The sequence below is a fragment of the Bacillus sp. 105MF genome (assembly GCF_000374885.1).
Taxonomy (GTDB): Bacteria; Bacillota; Bacilli; order Bacillales; family Bacillaceae_G; genus Bacillus_A; species Bacillus_A pseudomycoides.
On the sequence record NZ_KB895577.1, the window covers coordinates 107,637 to 125,924 of the forward strand.

General features: G+C 34.9%; 18 protein-coding genes, 1 pseudogene and 1 riboswitch. Of the genes and pseudogenes, 15 read left to right on the forward strand and 4 right to left on the reverse strand.

Annotated features, from left to right (window positions below):
- Nucleotides 1–104: 104 nt before the first annotated feature.
- From C564_RS0118190 to C564_RS0118205, 4 genes and pseudogenes are all read left to right on the forward strand, one after another.
- Nucleotides 105–863 carry an SDR family oxidoreductase gene (locus C564_RS0118190; protein ID WP_018766298.1) on the forward strand — a complete coding sequence of 253 codons (759 nt, stop codon included), beginning with the start codon at nt 105–107 and terminating at the stop codon, nt 861–863.
- Between the two features lie 387 nt (nt 864–1,250).
- Complete coding sequence (locus C564_RS0118195; protein WP_006095300.1) at nt 1,251–1,904, forward strand: hypothetical protein; 654 nt, start codon at nt 1,251–1,253, stop codon at nt 1,902–1,904.
- 112 nt (nt 1,905–2,016) lie between these two features.
- Nucleotides 2,017–2,273: pseudogene (locus C564_RS36830) on the forward strand (aromatic ring-hydroxylating oxygenase subunit alpha); the annotation flags it as partial.
- A gap of 274 nt (nt 2,274–2,547) precedes the next feature.
- On the forward strand, nt 2,548–3,534 hold the full coding sequence (locus C564_RS0118205) for an NAD(P)-dependent alcohol dehydrogenase (RefSeq protein WP_018766300.1): 987 nt from the start codon (nt 2,548–2,550) through the stop codon (nt 3,532–3,534).
- Nucleotides 3,535–3,721: 187 nt separating this feature from the next.
- Here the strand turns inward: C564_RS0118205 and C564_RS0118210 are convergent, their stop codons facing one another.
- Nucleotides 3,722–5,038, reverse strand: coding sequence for a histidine--tRNA ligase (locus tag C564_RS0118210; protein ID WP_018766301.1), 1,317 nt, complete (start codon nt 5,036–5,038; stop codon nt 3,722–3,724).
- 444 nt (nt 5,039–5,482) lie between these two features.
- Here C564_RS0118210 and ybaK point away from each other — a divergent pair, with 444 nt between their 5' ends.
- The gene (gene ybaK, locus C564_RS0118215) at nt 5,483–5,956 is read left to right on the forward strand and encodes a Cys-tRNA(Pro) deacylase (protein WP_018766302.1); all 474 of its coding nucleotides are present in this window, start codon (nt 5,483–5,485) and stop codon (nt 5,954–5,956) included.
- A gap of 303 nt (nt 5,957–6,259) precedes the next feature.
- On the opposite strand, the gene C564_RS0118220 is transcribed toward ybaK, so the two are convergent.
- Nucleotides 6,260–6,469 (reverse strand): hypothetical protein, encoded by a 210-nt coding sequence (locus C564_RS0118220; protein ID WP_033794507.1) that lies wholly within the window; start codon nt 6,467–6,469, stop codon nt 6,260–6,262.
- Nucleotides 6,470–6,894: 425 nt separating this feature from the next.
- Between C564_RS0118220 and rraA the strand changes: the two genes are divergently transcribed.
- From rraA to C564_RS0118255, 7 genes are all read left to right on the forward strand, one after another.
- Nucleotides 6,895–7,380, forward strand: a complete 486-nt coding sequence (rraA, locus tag C564_RS0118225; RefSeq protein ID WP_018766304.1) for a ribonuclease E activity regulator RraA — start codon at nt 6,895–6,897, stop codon at nt 7,378–7,380.
- A gap of 385 nt (nt 7,381–7,765) precedes the next feature.
- Nucleotides 7,766–9,595: a DUF4430 domain-containing protein gene (locus C564_RS0118230; RefSeq protein ID WP_018766305.1), complete on the forward strand. Its 1,830-nt coding sequence runs from the start codon at nt 7,766–7,768 to the stop codon at nt 9,593–9,595.
- 55 nt (nt 9,596–9,650) lie between these two features.
- Entirely contained in the window at nt 9,651–10,481 is an 831-nt protein-coding gene (locus tag C564_RS0118235; protein ID WP_018766306.1) for a DUF4430 domain-containing protein, read from the forward strand.
- Between the two features lie 22 nt (nt 10,482–10,503).
- On the forward strand, nt 10,504–11,382 hold the full coding sequence (locus C564_RS0118240; protein ID WP_026008614.1) for an energy-coupling factor transporter transmembrane component T: 879 nt from the start codon (nt 10,504–10,506) through the stop codon (nt 11,380–11,382).
- Entirely contained in the window at nt 11,355–13,016 is a 1,662-nt protein-coding gene (locus C564_RS0118245) for an ABC transporter ATP-binding protein (protein WP_176524606.1), read from the forward strand. The genes C564_RS0118240 and C564_RS0118245 overlap by 28 nt, the downstream gene beginning before the upstream one ends.
- Entirely contained in the window at nt 12,989–13,711 is a 723-nt protein-coding gene (locus C564_RS0118250; RefSeq protein WP_018766309.1) for an ECF transporter S component, read from the forward strand. Before C564_RS0118245 ends, C564_RS0118250 begins: the two co-directional genes overlap by 28 nt.
- A gap of 214 nt (nt 13,712–13,925) precedes the next feature.
- Nucleotides 13,926–14,636 carry a YwiC-like family protein gene (locus C564_RS0118255; RefSeq protein ID WP_018766310.1) on the forward strand — a complete coding sequence of 237 codons (711 nt, stop codon included), beginning with the start codon at nt 13,926–13,928 and terminating at the stop codon, nt 14,634–14,636.
- 46 nt (nt 14,637–14,682) lie between these two features.
- Here the strand turns inward: C564_RS0118255 and C564_RS0118260 are convergent, their stop codons facing one another.
- On the reverse strand, nt 14,683–14,874 hold the full coding sequence (locus C564_RS0118260; protein ID WP_006095316.1) for a hypothetical protein: 192 nt from the start codon (nt 14,872–14,874) through the stop codon (nt 14,683–14,685).
- A 334-nt stretch (nt 14,875–15,208) separates the two neighbouring features.
- Nucleotides 15,209–15,307: riboswitch (SAM riboswitch) on the forward strand.
- A gap of 102 nt (nt 15,308–15,409) precedes the next feature.
- Here C564_RS0118260 and C564_RS0118265 point away from each other — a divergent pair.
- The 3 genes from C564_RS0118265 to C564_RS0118275 all read left to right on the forward strand — a co-directional run bounded on the left by C564_RS0118265 (nt 15,410) and on the right by C564_RS0118275 (nt 16,888).
- Entirely contained in the window at nt 15,410–15,670 is a 261-nt protein-coding gene (locus tag C564_RS0118265) for a hypothetical protein (protein WP_003202914.1), read from the forward strand.
- A 283-nt stretch (nt 15,671–15,953) separates the two neighbouring features.
- On the forward strand, nt 15,954–16,529 hold the full coding sequence (locus C564_RS0118270; RefSeq protein WP_018766311.1) for an NAD(P)H-dependent oxidoreductase: 576 nt from the start codon (nt 15,954–15,956) through the stop codon (nt 16,527–16,529).
- Nucleotides 16,526–16,888, forward strand: coding sequence for a hypothetical protein (locus tag C564_RS0118275; protein ID WP_018766312.1), 363 nt, complete (start codon nt 16,526–16,528; stop codon nt 16,886–16,888). The genes C564_RS0118270 and C564_RS0118275 overlap by 4 nt, the downstream gene beginning before the upstream one ends.
- Before the next feature lie 80 nt (nt 16,889–16,968).
- Here C564_RS0118275 and C564_RS0118280 read toward each other — a convergent pair whose 3' ends face one another.
- Nucleotides 16,969–18,231, reverse strand: coding sequence for a serine hydrolase domain-containing protein (locus C564_RS0118280; protein WP_018766313.1), 1,263 nt, complete (start codon nt 18,229–18,231; stop codon nt 16,969–16,971).
- Nucleotides 18,232–18,288: the final 57 nt, after the last annotated feature.

Below are 18,288 nucleotides of genomic sequence, written 5' to 3' on the forward strand. Positions count from 1 at the left end.
AAATCCTCTGTATTCATGCAGGGGATTTATTTGTAAGGAATATTACGCATGATTCTAATTTACTAGAAGGTATATTTTATTTTGTAAAATAGGGGGAGAAACAAGTGACGAAAATAGCAATTGTTACAGGAGCGACACGTTTAAATGGAATTGGAGCAGCGATTTGCAAGTCGCTTGCTCAAAATGGCATTGATATTTTTTTCACGTACTGGCCTCGGTATGATAAGGAAATGCCGTGGAGTATGAATGATCAGGAACCATTTTTATTGAAAAGAGAGATTGAAAATTTTGGTGTTCGCTGTGAAATGGCTGAGGTAAATTTAGCTCAGTCCTATGCACCTAACCGCTTATTATATATGGTATCAGAACGATTAGGAGAACCGTCTATTCTGATTAACAATGCTGCGTATTCTACGGATACAAATGTTGAAGGGTTAGATGTAGAACAGTTAGATAAACATTATACGGTCAATGTGCGCGCTACGATGCTATTAAGTACATTATTTATTAAAAATTACACGTTTGAAACGAGTGGAAGTATTGTCAATCTTACCTCTGGACAATCGCTTGGACCAATGCCGAATGAACTTGCTTATATAGCAACGAAAGGAGCGATTGAAGCTTTTACTACTTCAGTAGCACCAGTTGCAATGAAGAAGGGGATTACTGTAAATGCTGTTGATCCAGGACCAACCAATACAGGGGGGATGACAGAAGAAATGAAGGCATATTTAGTAACCAGATTTCCTGCTGGAAGAATAGGAGAGTCGGTGGATGTAGCACGTTTAATAACGTTTTTAGTAAGTGAAGAAGCAAAATGGATAACAGGACAGATCATTCATTCGAATGGTGGATTTTATTGATAATTTATAATTATATTATGTAAACAAAAATGTTGAGAAATAATACGAAGTGAGAAATATTTTATGAATTTATTTTCTGTGTAAAATAATTGTATTGTCAGAAAATGGGGACTTCTGATAGTGAAAAATGTAATTGTGAATATATGGGTTATTTTTCGTGGTTCTTTATAGGTCAATACATCCTCCGATTTTTATTGAAGAAAGTATCGTATAAAGCATGTTATATAGAGTAGAAAAAACGCGGATTTTAAAATTAGATTCATAGTTAAGTGTCGTATAAATATGAAGATTTCTGTCGGAGAGATGATGGCTAGAACAAAAAGGAATTTTTATGGATAAATAGAATCGTAAAGAGGAGGATAAAAATGTAAATATAGGAGGCTTTTTATGAAAATGAAAAAAATAACAATTGCATCACTAGCAATTGGTACAATGCTCTCCATTACAGCTTGTAATACCTCCACAGAAAAAGATCAAGTGAAAAAGGAACAAACGAACGCGCAGGAAGAAGCGAAAACAACGAATGCTGATGAAACATCTACAATGAAAAACGATGAGAAAGAAACAAACACATCTACTAACGAAAAAACAGAGAAAGATCAAAAGAATTCCAAAGAATCATCTGGAACTGAGAGTAGTGCGAAAACAACAAATGAGAAAACGAAAGAAAAAGAAACAAGTACAAAAACAACAGACCAAGCTACTAATGGAAAAACTGAAACGAAAGATACAAATAAAGGCGTGGCTGTGAAAACGAATGTGAAAGCAGTTGCGCAACTTATTGACAGTTTGGATAAACAATTAGCTGCAAACCCTAAGTTAGATACAGTGAACAAACTAGGGAAGCAAATAAATGAAAAATGGGATGTAATCGAAAAAGAGTTAGAAGCGACTCATCCAACTGATTATAAAACAATTGGACAAAGCATGTATCCTTTAATTGTTGCAGCTGAAAAAGAAAAAATAGATGTGAAACGAATAAAATCATTAACGACGAAAACAAAGCAAGATTTGAATCAACTATTAAACAAACTCTCATAATATAATTTGGTTATAAAATAGAATATTTTATAGAAAAGGAGAAACAATATAGGTTTCTTCTTTTATTTGTGTCTATTAAAGCTCGAATTTTCATACTATAAAACGTACATATGATGAAGAAGAAACAATAATTTTTGGATTAGCAGGTAGAAATTTTGCGAAAAAAATTCCGTTCCTACATATTTTAGCCGGTATAGTTTGAAAGTTCTTCAAGAAGATCAAGTGGTAGTAGAAAGTCAGCACTCAAGACCAATTCCGGAAGCTTTAAAAATGGAGGCACATGTATACGCAGATGCAGCGCAAATGAAGTTTAGGCAGAGATGGTTTCAATTTTTAACAAGTGAAGGACGAACTTGCTATTTCGATTGATAAAATAAGAATACCATAAAATTGTTATGTAAACTTTATTTGGAATTATAGCTAAAAGATTATTTAGAAAAAAGTGGCCAACCTTTTAGTAAGCCGTCCTCTTTTGAGATACCCGAATTGGAAAAAGTATATATAAAAATAAGTATGATTTAAATACATTTTTTAATTAATAGGACAGGATAGTTTAGAACAATTATTGAAGAGTGAACCATTGTTCTATTTATTCATATTATCCGTATGATATTAATAAATAGAACAAAATGGAGGAAGATTAATGAAAGTAATTGTGTACACAAATTACGGTCCCCCCGACGTTCTTCAACTGAAAGAGGTAGAGAAACCTGTTCCTAAGCAAAATGAAATACTGGTCAAAATAAAAGCAACAACCGTAACAGCAGGAGATATTCGATCACGGAGTTTTACGGTTCCTCCTTCTGTTTGGTTACCAGCTCGAATCACACTTGGTTTTAGCCAACCTAAAAGAAAAATATTAGGAATGGAGTTAGCTGGAGAAGTTGAGTCAGTAGGGAAAGATGTCAAGCGGTTTAAGGAAGGAGACCAGGTTTTTGCGGCTACCCAAGTGGGTTTTGGTTCTTATGCCGAGTATATTTGTTTGCCTGAAGATGGAGCAGTATCTATTAAACCTTCTAATATAACCTATGAGGAAGCCGCTGCCATTCCAATTGGGGCACGTACAGCCTTGTTTTTTCTTAGAAAAGCTAACGTTCAGAGCGGTCAAAGTGTTCTTGTCTATGGAGCTTCTGGAAGTGTAGGAAGTTATGCGGTACAGATTTCTAAGTATTTCGGAGCAAGAGTTACAGGGGTGTGCAGTAACACAAATGTAGAATTGGTAAAATCTCTGGGAGCCGACCAGGTGATTGATTACACTGCAAAAGATTTTTCTACTACAGACGAGACTTATGATGTTATCTTTGAAGCGGTAAACAAAAGCACATTTTCAGATTGTATCAAATTGTTAAAGAAGGACGGTACCTATATAAATGTCGTTGAACCGTTGCCAAGTGTTCGAATGCTATGGACTAAATTGACAAGTAGTAAGAAACTAATATTAGGTCAAAATGCACCTGAAACTTCCGAAGCATTAGACTTCCTTAAAGAACTTGTTGAGACGGGGAGGATAAAAGCGGTTATTGACAGGTACTATTCGTTTGAAGAGATTGTGGAAGCTCATAGATATGTCGAGCAGGGACACAAGAAGGGAAATGTTGTCATAAATGTGGAGCATAATAACAAATCCTAATAAATGAAGAATGCTCTGAGGTGAATAACAATTTTTTTGGCAGCTGCTAAACAGTATGGCATTTATACATGTGATTAAACCCTCTAATAACACAAAAAACATTGATATAACAATAAAAAAGCAGAGCGAATTCATGTGCGAATTGCTCTGTTTTTTATCTACTGCGGATACTTCAAAAGAGAACGGCTTAACCTTTTAGGAGGCTACTTTTTTTAAAATAGTCCTTTAAAGTTCCCTCTTCAATGCAAGATAGGGGGAGCTTCATTTCGGTACCTTCCTTCATATTACGTAAAACAATGGTTTCTGTAGAGATTTCAGTATCACCGATAATAAGCACGTAAGGGATATTCTCTTTATTTGCGTAATTAAGGGACCGTTTTAATTTACGTCCAGCAAGTTCCAGCTCAACTTTGAAGGTACTTTTAGAACGCAAAAGTTGTGTAATTCGTAAACATTCCACTTCGGTGTTAATAGGAATAATGAAAATATCAGCACAAGTAGATTCCGTTTCTTTTTGCGTAAGAGCTGTATAAATAACATCCAAGCCAAAGGAAATCCCTACTGTTGGATAGGATGTATTGTCGTTACGAAAGGCTCCAATTATATTATCATAACGTCCGCCACTACCAATACTTGAAGTAATGCTTCCATCTGTTAAAAAAATTTCATAAACTGTGCCTGTATACATTGTAAGTCCTCTTGCTAAGAATGGATTGAAAACAGTATTGTCTTGGATACCAAGTGCAAGAAGGTATTGTTGTAATTGCTGTAGTTCATTGATTCCTTCCGTAACAAGTGAATTTGAGAAAATTTGTTTAAACTCATTAAGTTCTAATGTCATACAAGATTCAACTGTATGACAAACAACCTCTATAGTGTCATGTACTATTCCGCGGCTTTGTAAATCCTTCCGTACACCGTCAATTCCGATTTTTTCAAGTTTATCTAATGATAAAATAACATCGTTTGTTTGTTCATCTTGAATTTCAACTGATTTAAGAATACCTGTTAATAACTTCCGATTATTATATTGAATTGTAACATCTAAGTTTAAAGTTTTGAAAAGATCAAATGCCATGGCCATTAATTCAGCTTCAGCAATAACAGATTCTACGCCGACTATATCAACGTCGCATTGAATAAATTCACGAAACCTTCCTTGTTTTATTGGTCCATCACGAAAGACCTTTCCAATTTCATAGCGTTTAAAAGGCAGCCTGATATCCGGATTCATTGCTACTACTTTTGCAAATGGAATCGTTAAATCATACCGAAGAGCGATTTCACGATTTCCTTGATCACGTAGTGTGTACATTTCTTTTAAAATTTCAGCACCGCCTCCATATTTATAAGCCATAAGTTCATACATATTTAATGTAGGTGTTTCAAGCGGTTTACAACCATATCGTTCAAAAGTCTCTTCACAAGCACGTTTAATTTTATTTCGTAACAACTGTTCTGCGGGTAAATAATCTTTTGTTCCTTTTACATTTCTTACATCCATTTGAATCACTCCTTTTTTAAATTAAAAAAAGCTATGCAGGTATAAAAATACCCACATAGCTTTATGAATGCTTCGTGGGTAACAGGAAAAGCCCTGTACCCACGAAGAAAAAATTCTTCGGATACACGGCATTATGTATGATGATGAAGTTGGAAAGAAGTATTAGAATTAAACATATTCAATCTCTCCTTAAGTTTTTTCAAAAGTATAACAAATGATTTTTGAAATATCAATGTTTTTTGAAAATAAAAACAAGATTAATGGATGAATTAATCCTACTGTATATAAACAGTTTGAGTCATAGAATATGCTTGTCATTACTTGTTAAAAAATAGCAAAGTAAGCTACAATATTTATGTATTTGAAATTATATTTCCAATGTCTTTATCTCAATTCATATATTAAATAGTACATATAAATTTGTTGCAGGAGGATTTTAGCACAATGGAATACAAAACGAATGTAATGCGGTTATTAGATAAGAAAAAAATCAATTATAAACATTATAGCTATGTGGATACTGATGCGATTAGTGGAATAGATGTTGCTTTGGTATTAGGACAATCTCCTAATCAAGTATTTAAAACACTAGTCACCATGGGGAAATCAGGGCAGCACTATGTTTTTGTTGTACCTGTAAATAAAGAATTAGATTTGAAAAAAGCAGCTTCTAGCGTTCGTGAAAAATCAATAAGCATGCTGAAATCTAAAGATTTACTCTCGCTTACTGGCTATATTCATGGTGGCTGTTCACCGATTGGAATGAAAAAATATTTCCCTACGGTCATTGATAATAGTGCTATGGAGTTGGATACAATAATCTTTAGTGCCGGGAAGATAGGGTATCAAGTTGAACTAGGACTAGATGAATTTAAAAAAATAATTCGCTTTGAACTACACGATATTGTAGTTGAGTAGTATATTATTAATTCCGATGATTGAGTTGGAGATATAATAGATCCATGTACTGGAATGTAATAAAAAGAGCCATTTGGCTCTTTTTATTATTTTATCCCGCATTAACGGGCAGTAAGACCCCCACCTCAAGATTCAGTGAGAAACGAGGAAGATAGGTGGGGGATCAACTGTCCGTAAAAGCCCGATTGGTTCAACTAATAATCAGTGGGGGATGAAGAAAACCCCCACTGATTAAAGTTTCACTTTATTGAGAAGGCTTGCTCTTCTTAATGGAGTGAAGATAGTGGGGCTAGGTACTGAAATTTAATTCGTATTATTTTGGAATTTCGGTATCTTTTTAATACCTTCAGTTCCCATAATGCTGCCAATAAGTGCAATTAATACACTTGAAGAAATAAATTTGACTACATAATAAATGCCTGTTCCAGTAATTAAATCTAAGATTAAAAACTTTTTTATAGTTGAGCCTTTTATTATATGAATAACAATTGGATCATTTTTTCTATTCAATATTGTCACACCCTTATCCTTTTACAGAATTTGTGAGCGGGAAAGCCCACGTGCTTTAGCCGTGGGAGTGGTCAAAAGGAAAGGTTGTCATATTCACTCATGACTACATAATAGTTATCTAATTTCAGTGTTGATGATTAAAAAGTAAAAAGAGGTTAACTAGCTTTTTAACAAAAGCTTCATTATAAAAACAAAAGAGCAGCTAGCAAAAGCTAACTGCTCAGCCCCAGGGAAAGGGAGAAAAGATTGTAGGTACTACAAAATTGTATCAAAGCTATTCACCAGCCTTTATACAGTATGTACGGAATTTGAAATATTATGCAGATGGGAAAGAAGCTATAGTATACAAAATTTTGCAATATAAGACAGGTGAAAAATAAAACGACAAGAATATGTAACATATATTGAAAAAGAAGAGAGGGAGAAAGATGTGGAGAACGACAGATCTTTGTGATGCTTTTGAAGGGGACGTACAAGTATGTAAGCCTATTTTTCAATCATATGGAAAGAAAGAACAATTTCATGGGAGAATTGCAACGGTTAAAGTGAAAGATGATAATGTATTAGTAAAGGAAGCACTGCAAACTTTACCAGAGGGGACTGTGTTAGTAGTTGATGGAGGTTCTTCTACGAACTGTGCGTTACTTGGAGATAACTTGGCAAACATTGCAAAGGAACGAAATATAGCAGGGATTATTGTATATGGATGTGTTCGTGATTCTAAGGAACTGCGAAACATAAATATTGGTATTTTAGCATTAGGTACAATGCCGAAGAGAAGTAGAAAAGAAGGAAAAGGAGAAACAGAAATTCCTTTGCAATTTGGAGAAATTGAGTGGATTCCTAATCAGTATGTGTATGCTGATGAAGATGGTATTATAGTATGTGAACAACCGATTCATAGTAACCTGTAGTATCTATATAATAGAAGCTTTATAATTTAATGTAACCGGCTATTATTCTTAGAAAATAAATCAGAGAAAACATAGACAAAATCTCGTGTCAATAGTAAAATAATACAGAAATTTATAATTTGATGAATGTATAGGTATGTCGTTTATACGATAACTTTAAAAGGAAATTGGTGGAAATAAAAATGGGTTCGCCGCTAAAAGTGAATGTTATCACAATGATACATTCATCAGCTACATGATCTTTCCTATACAAATACAACCGCTACCTATGCGGATAGGAGGAGGTGTTGTGCATTTTGGTTTAGCACTCACGGTAGAGTGCTATTGCACGCCCTTGAAGGGCCTTTTTTTATGTATATGTAAGCAAAGGGAGGAATAACCAAGGATGGCAATGATAAAAAAATGGCTGCTTACGTTGATAATGGCAGTGGCATTAGTATTTGTTTCATTTACAAATACTGTACATATTACGTTTGCTGAAGGGAAAACAGCAACACTTGCGATCATTGGGGAATCGCAAAAAGGAGTTATTTTATGTCCGAAAGAAGTGTCAATTGAAGATGGAGAAACAGCCTATAGTTTGTTACAAAAAGTTATGGGGACTAAAGTAACAGCTGAGAATACGAAGTATGGTATGTATGTTAAAGGTATTGACGGTTTAATGGCTGGTGATATAAGTGCTACAAGCGGATGGGCATATGATGTAAATGATCAAGCTGCCATGGTAGGGGCAGATAGTTATAAATTAGAATCTGGAGATGTTGTTGCATTTCGTTTTGTTGTAAATTGGGACAATATGAGCATAGAAAAGTTGCAACAAGTACTCGATAAGAATGGAACTTGTAAAAAAGATTCAGGTACAGCAAAACCAGAAGAACAAAAACCAGAGGGACAAAAACCAGAAGAACAAAAGCCGGATGGACAAAAGCCTGAGGAGAAAAAACCAGAAGAACAAAAGCCAGATGGACAAAAACCAGAAGAACAAAAGCCGGATGGACAAAAACCTGAAGCTCAGAAGCCACAAGAACAAAAGCCTAATGAGTTGAAAGAGCCAATCAAAAATGAATTACTAATGAAGCAATTAGATCAAGCGATTGCTAAAACATCAAAAAAAATGATGGAAGATGGAATCGATAGTGATTGGGTAGCAATTGCACTTGCTCGTTCAGGAAATAATATTCCAGTAGAAACAAAGATTAGTTATTTACAATCTTTAACACAAAAAGTGGAAAAACGTGTGGAACGATTTAGCGCTACAGATATAGCAAGGACTGTTTTAGCGGTATCAGCGGTAAATGGAAATCCAACAAATGTTGCAGGAAAGAATTTAGTTCAAAAACTATATCAATCTGAAAAACTAAATTCTGTTACTGGTTATACATTTGCTTTACTTGCACTTGATACAAAAAAATATGAAGTACCGGCTGGAGCAAAGTGGAATCGTGCGGCTTTAGTAAAAGAGATTTTAAATGGACAGCATACAGACGGTGGTTGGACATACAATGTTGAAAGTAGTAAGAATGAAGCTAGTAATATTGATGTAACGGGTATGGTTTTATCGGCATTAGCGCCATATCAGAAACAACCAGAGGTAAAGCAAGCTGTAAAAAAAGCAGTAAAATATTTATCAAATAAACAATTGAACACTGGCGGATTCGAAGCTGATGGCCAAGAAAATTCTAATAGTGTTGCACAAGCGATTATTGGACTTACTATTACAGGGATTGATCCAACTAGTGAAGCATTTACTAAAAATAATGTAAACGCAGTTCAAAATTTAATATCATACCAACTTGCAAATGGTGAATTTAAATGGTTGCCAAGCGACGAAGAGGGTAGTAGTATGGCTACTGAACAAGCACTTTTAGCACTTGTTCAATATAAGGCATTTGTAAATGGTAAAGGTTCTATATATGATTGGACAAATTCATCAACTGAAGATGATATAAACTTAGTTGATGAGCCGAAGGAACCTGTAGTGGATGAGAGCAATGTGATTGAAAAGCAAGAAGTCATTCAAAAACAAGAGAAACAAACAAACGATGAGAACTCTCGTGTTGTTACGAAAGATAACACAGTAAATAATGAAAAAACTGCGAAAAATCGTCAGTTACCAAAAACAGGAGCATCTGCTTGGGATACTGCTATGCCAGTAGGAATGGGCGTATTATGTATCGCTTCAGCATATGTTTTATGGAGACGAAAAGCAGCTTAACAAAAATTAGGAGCAATGATTTGCTCCTAATTTTATTAGGAAAGGTGAGAAAAACATGAATATGATGAAATGGTTATTCTCAGTTGTCCTTTCATTTGGATTGCTTGTTGGATGTAGCCAAAATGAATCGAAATCTGAACAAAAAGCAATTTCAAAAACGGAACAAAAAGAGAAACTGAAACAAGAAGAGAAAAAGGAAGAAAGTAAACCGGAAGAACAGCAAGAATCAGTAGAGAAAAAGCAACAAGAAGAGCTACAAAAGGACAATCAGGAACAAAAATCGCAAGAACAACCTGAAATAAAGAACGAAGAGAAAAAAGAGCAAGAACCAGTTGCTCAGCAAAAACAACAAGGACAAACAAAAGCGCAGCAAGAACAACCTGAGCCAGCGAAAGCGCCAGAAGCAAAAGAAGAGGCTAAAGTAGTAAATCAGCCGAAAGAAACACCGAAGCAGGAACAGCAGAAAGATCCCAAGGCTAAAGAAACAACTCAAGGAGGAGATTCTGTTTCTGGAACGGTTATACCAAGTCCTGTACCATCAGAAGGAGAGGGAAAACCAGATCCGGTACCACCACCAAAACCAGAGGAAAAGCAAGTTACCATTTCGGTACATGGAGATCAGGGGTATTTATTAGGTGCGAAAAAAGTAGATATGCAAGAAGGAACTACAGTTTTTGATGTACTAAAGAATACGGGATTGGAGATTGATTCAACTGGATCTGGAAATAGTAAATATATAAAAGGAATCAATGACTTATATGAATTTGACAAAGGACCGAAAAGTGGATGGAAATACCGTGTCAATGGTACTTTTCCAAACCGAAGTGCAGGTGCATATAAAGTAAAACCAGGAGATAAAATCGAATGGGTATATGTGTTAAATTAGGAAAGGGCTTTAGGTAAAGGTTATGAAAATCATTTTTTCTTCTTTACATCCTTTTGTGAATTTTTTCTATTATATTGGGGTGATGATACTATGTACGATGTGTCTTCACCCTCTTTTTTTAATGGGTGCGATTATTATGATTGTACTGTTAAACATCATGCAAGGAAATGGCGAGAAAATAAGAACAATGTTACCAAGCACATTTGTTTTCTTTGTAATGGTGATTGTGTTAAATCCTTTGCTAACGCATAGGGGAGCGACGACATTGTTTCGTTTAGGGGATAATCGAATTACATTAGAAGCGTGCATGTATGGGTTAATAATGGGATTATTATTACTTGCTATTATGTTCACATTTACTTCCTACAATGACATGATTTCAAGTCATAAATTTTTGTATTTATTTTCACGGATTTCACCGAAAGTGGCGCTATTGACAATGATAACAGTGCGTTTTGTTCCTTTATTTATCCGGCGTTTAAGACAAATTACACTTGTTCAAAAAACAAAAGGTGTTCAATTAGATTCAGGCTCATTCATAGGGAGAATCAAAAATGGAATGAAACTCTTGCAGGTGTTGCTTGTTTGTTCTCTAGAAGATGCATTACAAACGGCAGATTCTATGCAAGCGCGTGGATTTGGAGTGACGAAGCGTAGTACGTACATTCGATATCGAATGGAAAGGCAAGATTGGTATATACTTGCCTGTTTAGTGATTTTATTACTAAGCTGTTTTGTGTTTAATTATTGTGGTGCTGGTAAACTATTAATCTATCCAAGGGTGGAATCACTTGTATTTCAGCAATATGATGGACTATTATTCGTGTTATTTATACTGTTTATTAGTTTACCAATCATAATGGAAGGGAGGGAATGGTTATGGTGGCGCATGCAGAAATAAAAAATTTAGCATTTACGTATGCTGATGAAAAAGTACAAGCATTAACAGGCGTTTCCTTAGCGGTTTCTCAAGGTGAATTTATTGTGCTCGCTGGTGGTTCAGGATGTGGTAAGACAACACTTTTGAAACATTTTAAGAAAGAGTTACTCCCAATTGGAAGGCGCACAGGTAGTATGTATTATAATGGAACTTCTTTACTGGAGATGCCAGACTTATTGTCAGCACAAGAAGTGGGAATGGTGTTTCAAAATCCAGAAAATCAACTTGTTATGGATACGGTAATTCAAGAATTGGCATTTTCTCTTGAAAATGTTGGTTTAGAGACAAGTATAATTCAAAAGAGAATCGCTGAATTAATTAGTTTTTTAGGTTTTCAAGATTTGTTACACCAGTCTGTTCACACGTTATCGGGAGGACAAAAACAACTTGTTAATTTAGCGGCAGTTCTTGTTTTGCAACCTAAATTGTTACTGTTTGATGAACCGACAGCACAGCTTGATCCAATTGCAGCAAAAGATTTTTTAGGGTTATTGAAACGAATTAACGAAGAACTCGGGATTACAATTATCATGAGTGAACATCGTTTAGACGAAGTAATGCCACTAGCAACTCGAGTTGTGTTTATGAATGCTGGGGAAATTATTTATGATGGAATTCCGCAACAGGTTATATCTAAAATGTGGACAGTAGAAGAATTCCGACCGTTTATTCCTCAAATTCCAAGATTGTTTTTAGAATGGAATGTAGAGCAAATACCCTTTACGGTAAAGGGAGCACAAACACAAATTCATTCCGAGTTACCTATCGAACATGAAGTGCCAGTTATATCGCAAACAGAAAAAAAAGAAGTGATTTTACAAGTAAAACATATATCCTTTCAATATGAAAAAAATAGCCCTTTTATTTTACGGGACTTAACCTTATCAATTGAACAAGGGAAGTGGACTGCGCTTGTTGGGAAAAATGGTACTGGAAAATCAACACTTTTAACCATCTTGGCAGGATTAAACAAAACTAGAAGAGGAAAAGTACGGTGGAACGGAACGGAGATTCATAAAATTGATTCAAAGGAACGATTTAAAAGAATAGGTTTTGTATCGCAACATCCATATTATCATTTTACATATGAGACGGTGTGGGATGAAGTTTTTGAAAGAGCAACTGAATTATATGGTGATATAGGGAAAGAAATCGCAGAAGATATGTTGAAAAGATTTTGGCTTCATTCTATTCGAGATCGTCATCCACATGATTGTAGTGGGGGAGAACAACAGTTAATCGCACTATGTACGGCTTTATTATCGAAGCCAAATTTATTATTACTAGACGAACCTACAAAAGGGCTTGATCCAGAAAAAAAAGAAAAATTAGGTGTGCTGTTTCAAGAGTTACAAAAAGAAGGAACAACAATTGTGATGGCAACACATGACATTGAATTTGCAGCTAAATATGTTGATCATTGTATGATGTTATTTGATGGGAACGTAATTATGGATGATACACCAAAGAAATTCTTTAGTGATAATTTCTTTTATACAACATCTATTAATCGTTTTATTCGCAAGCAATTACCTTATGCATTAACGTGGGAGGATGTGTACAAATCGTGTCCAAGCGATATTTTGCTCTCATAATGCTTAGTTTCATTATTGTAATAAGTACGCTTCTCTTTACTTCTTTTGTAACAGATAAATATTATATTTGGTGTAGTTTATTTTTATTATCCATTATCATGTTACCTTTTTATATACGATTTGAGAGGAAAGCATTTGTTTCACGTGAAATAGTCATTGTAGCTGTTTTAGCAGCAATAGCAGCAGTTAGTCGTGTACCGTTTTCCATTATGCCGAGTGTACAACCAACATCTTTTGTTATTATTGTATCTGCAATTGTTTTTGGAAGTGAAACAGGCTTTATGATTGGGGCAACGGCAGCACTTGTATCTAATATATTTTTAGGACAGGGGCCTTGGACACCGTGGCAAATGTTTTCTTGGGGAATGATAGGCTTTATAGCTGGTTTACTTCGAAATACATTTATAATGAGAAAGTTATGGGGGAGAGTCATCTATGGGTTCATAGCCGGCTTTGTTTTTGGCTGGATTATGAACTTGTGGGGGATACTTGGCTTTTTAGAAGGATTAACATGGAAAGACTTTATTGCATACTACGCTGCAAGTTTTTACTTTGATCTAGCTCATGCACTCTCAAATGTAATTTTTCTTGTTTTGTTTAGCTCATCGTGGATTAGAATTATTACAAGGTTTAAAAAGAAATATGGAATTTTAGATGATGATAAAGAGCTATTATCTCAAGTAAACAAAGCATAAGTACATATCATAAAGCATAAGAATATAAAGTAGGGTCGCGACTTACATATTCGTTTGCCTCTTTCATGCTTCTTACCACTGGTGAGAAGCATTTTTTCATACATATTATATTGTGAAAAATGTCAAGAAATCGATTTAATATGCTTCGATTTTTATATGAGATTTTTTATATAATAGTAAATGAGAAAAAATTCAAAGAGGAGATGCCTTATTCATGAAGCTAGTTGTTCCAAAGCAGCACGGTGCATGGGGGATGCTGCTGATTCCATTTATACTTAGTGTAATACTTGGTAAAGCTACTTTCTATCATATTCCACTCTTTATCGCTTGGTTATTTATCTATTTAGCAACATATCCATTTTTAATGTACATGAAGCAACCGCGAAAGAAAGAATTTTTACATTCAGCAATTATTTATTTTATTATTGCATGTGTCTTCGGTATACTATCTTTACTATACGAGTGGAGAATTCTTTTCCTCGCAGCTGTTATGATTCCGCTCTTTTTTGTGAATATATATTTTGCTCGTCAAAAAAGGGAACGAGCTTTAGTAAATGATATTTGTGCAATACTTGTTTTCTGCACGGGCGGTTTGATTAGTTATTATTTTTCAATGAAAACAATTGATGAAACAGCATGTTGGATTGCAGCAACTTCTTTTTTATACTTTTTAGGTAGTACATTTTATGTGAAAACAATGATACGTGAAAAGAATAACCCGACATATCGCTATGTATCATGGGGATATCACATTTTCTTAACTGTTGCATTGTTTGTAGTAAACCCATGGCTTTCTCTAGTTTTTATACCTAGTCTAGTTCGAGCAATTATATTATATGGTAAGAAAATATCTATTTTAAAAGTAGGGGTTTTAGAAATCGTTAATTCTGTATATTTTTTAATTGTCACGGCAATACTGTTTTAGTATGCCATTTGAGTTACATCCCATCTAGTAAATAGATGGGATGTATTTATTCTTGTTCCAAAATATGAACCGCATGATCACATTTTTGTAAGGCGTGCTCCACAGCCTGTAAGGATTGTTCTATACGTTCTCGATTATCACTTTTTTCGACTGTTTGTAATGCGTTTTCTAAAGATTGTTTTGCTTCATGTAAAGAATGATAAGAATCTTGAACATATCCACGTGCGTTTTTGCTCATTATATATTCCTCCTTTATCCCGCTATTTGTGGGCAGTAATACTCCTACCTCAAAATTCGGTGAAAGAAAAGAAGTTAGGTGGGAGTTAAACTGCCCGTAAAAGCTCGATTGGTCGGGCTAATAATCAGTGGGGGATGTAGAAAACCCCCACTGATTAAAGTTCCACTCTATTGCATACACTTCTAGTATGAGCGTTAGAAAAGAAAATATAACTTGTTTTAAATGTTTTATCCCTGCTATTACAGATAGTAATGGTTCAATTGATTAAAGTTTCACTTTATATGATTTGACAATTGAAATGAAAATGGCTATAGTAGGCTATAAAGTGAATATTTTCTTATCCAGAGAGGTGGAGGGACTGGCCCGATGAAACCCAGCAACCGCGATGCAGGTGCTAATTCCAGCAGAACATATTTGTTCTGGGAGATAAGACGAAGATATATACGTAACTTCTTCTTATCGAAGAGGTTTTTTTGTTGCAAAAAAACCGATTCTAAAAACAACAGAATAAGAAGAAAGGGGTTGCAATTGTACTGTGACACTTGAAAAATACGTAAAGCTGCGTAATGCAGTATATGAATATATGATGGAGCAAGATAAACCAATATCACTATTAGATATTCAAGAACATATCGTTTCGCATCATGAAGGAAAATTCACGAAAAAAATGTTACACCAATTTTATTTATCAAGGTTATTAGACGAATTGAAACTGGATGGGAAAATTACTTTAGCTGATGAAGAATACCTCTATGCTGAAAAAGGGGTATATTATAAGGCGCGAAAAGGGAGCTAGGCTCTCTTTTTTCATGCTATAATTTATCTGAAAATTAAAAGGAGTATGTAGAGTAAAAGACTGCAGAAGCAGCCTGATACAAGGGAATGGTGTTGAGTGTGTAGTGTCAAAAGTTGAATATGCCCTGAAAGAGGCATTTCATTCGGCTAAAAACGAAAAGAGACACCTTCGCCGAGTAGGTGTCAGTTGTTGTGTCATGTAGGCTTGCTACTTGACATGTATTAGAATATCATGCAAACCAGGCGGAGTCAAAAGGGAATTTAAGGAAAGGTGTTGTTTGGAGATGAATGTACTAATCATATATGCACATCCCAATCCATCTAGTTTCAATGCATCCATTTTAGAACATGTGCAAAAAGGACTTCAAGAAACGAATCATTTTGTTACATTGCTTGACCTATATAAGGAACAATTTAACCCAGTACTTATTTTTAATGAAGATATGAGAAGACGTGATTTAGTATATGAAGAAGAGACAGAAAAATACAGAAGATTGATCAAAGAGGCAGATTTTTTTATTTTTATTTATCCAATATGGTGGTGGGGAATGCCAGCTATTTTGAAAGGGTTTATTGATCGCGTTTTTGTTACAGGATTTGCTTATAAATATGAAGGGGCGTTACCAAAAGGATTACTCATAGGAAAAAAAGCATGGGTTATTAATACTTTAGATTCGCCGTTATGGTACGTGGCACTCTTATATCGCTCTGCTGATTGGGTGATTATGAAAAAGGGGATTTTACGATTTTGTGGTATACGCCAAATAAAACGTTCAGTCTTTCAATCTGTAAAAACAAGTAAAGCGATAAAACGGGAAAAGTGGCTGCTAGAAATGCAAGAAAAGGCTAAAAAATTATGAGTGAAATAGAAAACATAATGAGATGCTGTAATCGTACTGATGAATTGTTCCGTACATATATTGCTTGTTTGCTTCAATTGAAACACCATAGCGAGATGTTTCAAAAAGTGTATCAAGAACTAAGAGTTGATTATTTAGTAAGGGGAATTTGTGAACGGGAAGTTGATGGGGTTATTAAAGAAAGCAAGGAGTATAAGATGTATGACTTACCCAAAGCATTACGATGGGATCTTTTACGAGCAAATCCTTCGAGTATAGAAAATGTATGTACAGAATTATTTGGGTACGGGAGTTTGAATTTCACTACTAGGGAATGGGAAAATGTGATTATATGTATTGAAAATGAACAATCACAATAATAGTTATTATGTAAAAAAGCTAGTATAAAACTAGCTTTTTGTATGTTTCAAACTTAAATTAAAAGAAAGCAGAAAAGCTCTCACTCCTGTGAAAGCTTTTCTAAGTGTTTTGCAATTTGTATATACATATTGGAGTAAGTAGAATGGACATCACTGCTCGGACTAGCATTTGATGAAAAATGAACAATCACCATATTTGCTTTTGGATCGATATAGAGGCATTGTCCGTAACTTCCTAACACTTCAAAAGCGCCCTGTTCGTTATGAGGAATCCACCATTGATTATGATAAGAAATAGGTGCACCTTGTCCGATTGCTAATTCGCCTTCTTGTACGCTCTTTACACTTTCCGAAATAGAGGAAGGGAGAACTTGCACGTCATGATAGCGACCGTTATGTAAAATTAATTGCCCAAATCTGGCCATATCTCTTGCAGTGGCGTTTAAACCGGCGCTTGCTTGTTCAACTCCTGTTTCATCCGTAACATAATACGCATTTTCTTCCATACCTATTTTGGACCAAATTCGTTCACTTACATTTTCGGCTAATGATTTACCGGTCACTGTCCGTATAATCCAGCCGAGTGTTTCAGATGAGCCGTTATTATATGAAAATGCAGTTTCAGGTGATGCTGTTTCTTTTGCTTCTCGTAACATATCATAAATTTTCATAGGACCATCATAGTTTTTACCACGAGGAAGAATATTGCTAGCTAAATATAACTGTGCATCTTGATTTTCTAATCCTTGCTGTATATACCCATGTGTCGGGTATTCAGCAGAAACCTGCATGTCCATTAATTGCTGAATCGTTGCTTTCCCGAAAGGTGTATTTCGTAATTCTTTGACGTATGTTTCAGCGGTCTTATGTACATCGATGAGTCCTTCTTCGGTTAATGATTGTACAAGTGCACCAGTAAATACTTTTGCTAAAGAGGCCATTCCATGCGGCTCATTTTGTTTATATCCATTGAAATAATGCTCGTAAACAAGTTTTCCGTTATGTACAACGACAAATGCATCTGTTTTATTCTCATCTAATAGTTTTTTTAAAGGAATATTGCCCCCATTTTCCTTTTCAACAGAAAAATCATCTAAGTTTTGTAATGCAGTAGGGAATGCTAATACTTGCATAGGATTGTTTTTTACTTCATTTGTTAACGCTAGTTCTTTCATATTTGTGTATGACCAACGTAAGTAGGGATCTTGCAACCAGTTTTCTTTTGTCACGTTCTCTTTAGAAGGAGAGACTTTGTTTTGTTTAAAAAATGCAAATCCAAGCCCAGTTACGATAAATAGTAGTGTAAGTATGAGCAATAAAAGGGGAGATTTTTTAAAGTTCATCTATGTACCTCCTTGTTATTTCTACAGTTAGTATACGCTCGTTTTCTTAGAAATACA